Source organism: Caballeronia arationis, assembly GCF_001544975.2.
Classification (GTDB): Bacteria; Pseudomonadota; Gammaproteobacteria; order Burkholderiales; family Burkholderiaceae; genus Caballeronia; species Caballeronia arationis.
In genome coordinates this window covers 1-1,488 of record NZ_FCOG02000423.1, presented here as the reverse complement: position 1 = coordinate 1,488, position 1,488 = coordinate 1, and the positions used below count along the sequence as shown (strand labels likewise).

Below are 1,488 nucleotides of genomic sequence, written 5' to 3'. Positions count from 1 at the left end.
CTGACAAGCTCCAGCACCTCATCGAAGCGACCGGCCGCGTGTAATGCGCTCAAACACGGTATGGTCCCGACGAAAAATCCGTACTCGTCCGCCTGCACAACATGCCGGGTAAGCGGCAATAATTGGTCTGCCCATCGAGAAGCGAGCTCGGGCGTGACACATAATGTGCCCCAGTGTTCGCCCAGACTCTCGATGTACGGCATCTGATCCTCTTGTAACGCTTCGAACAGCCGTTCTAACCAGCGGTCCCGCACCGCTTGCGGCACGTCGGCCGCGGCGATCACCGGCACCAGCACATCGATTGCGCGATTGACGGCGCTGCCCAGAGCGCCCGAGGAACTGTCAACCTGCTCGAGTGCAGGCGACAATTTTTCGAGCAGCATGACTGCGCCCTTTGCGCCCAGCACTGGGTCGACGCGTGCGGCGGAACGGATTTCAGATATCGCTTCTTTGATACGCTGGACCGGCAGCGCCGATCTCCATCCGAACGCCGAGCGTCTGAAGCGAGGCGCGAAAGTCCATTTATGTGCTGGCATGCGACTTCACCATAGGCCTAGTTGTCGGTGTGCCGGTGTGCGTCGACGGATACGCGCGGCAGGCGAAAGCTTGGCATAATCGGAGCGACACATGCTACCGCTCGCTTATGCCCTCATCGACTCGCCTTCGCACGAAGCGAAAACCGTCACGCGGCACGCTGGCGCATTACCGCGATCGCATCGTCGAGATTTTAGGCGAAGCGCGCGGTCAGCGCGTCATGATCCGCTCGATTCATCCCGATGGGCGCGAGCGACTGACGGCCGTCAAACTGGCCAATCTGCTTCCGCTTGAGAGCCAGTTGTTCTGATCCGGCCGCGTGCATTCGCCCACGCCTGAAGTCTCGAGACGTCAAGACGCGTTGACCGCGCCTTGAAGGCCCTACCGGTGGAGAACTTGACCGTCATCGCGGCGGCGATCTCGACAGCCTCGCCGATCAAGGCCGCGAAGCGATCGCGAAGCAGCGAGCGAACTCGTCGGCAGGATCGGACCGATCGGTCGTCCGTCGATCACGCGTCGACAGCGGCAGTAACTTCCGGGGAAGACGCGAAGCTCAAGGCGATGCGCCTGGCGACGCCGGCTGCAAATATGCAATCAGCATCTCTTGACTTGCAACTCAGTCTCCGCCTCGATGACCGACGGTTCGTGTAGTCCCGTCCGACAAACGCTTTCAGGGTGAACCGATTGGAAACCGGGTAGTAACCCATTGCGGCCAGCGTGACGTGGAAATCCAGCGCGTCCACATCGGCCCGGAAATCCCCAGTGGCTGCCACGCGCGCCAAAGTCGCGCGCACCAAGTCGATCACGGGCGAAATCGCCTCGGTCAGTTTCGGCGACCGCTTGAGGTACCGCCCTTCATGCAGATTTCCGTTGTTGATGAGATTCAACCACCTCGGATTCGCCCGGAAGTAATCCCAGATGAAAGCGCAAGCGTTCGTATCGCGGCGGCAGGCT

2 pseudogenes are annotated in these 1,488 nt (G+C 60.8%); both read right to left on the bottom strand.

The features are described 5' to 3' along the window. Positions 1-536 (bottom strand): annotated as a pseudogene (locus AWB81_RS42845) (hypothetical protein); the annotation flags it as partial. 507 nt (positions 537-1,043) lie between these two features. Then, positions 1,044-1,488 (bottom strand): annotated as a pseudogene (locus AWB81_RS42835) (hypothetical protein); the annotation flags it as partial.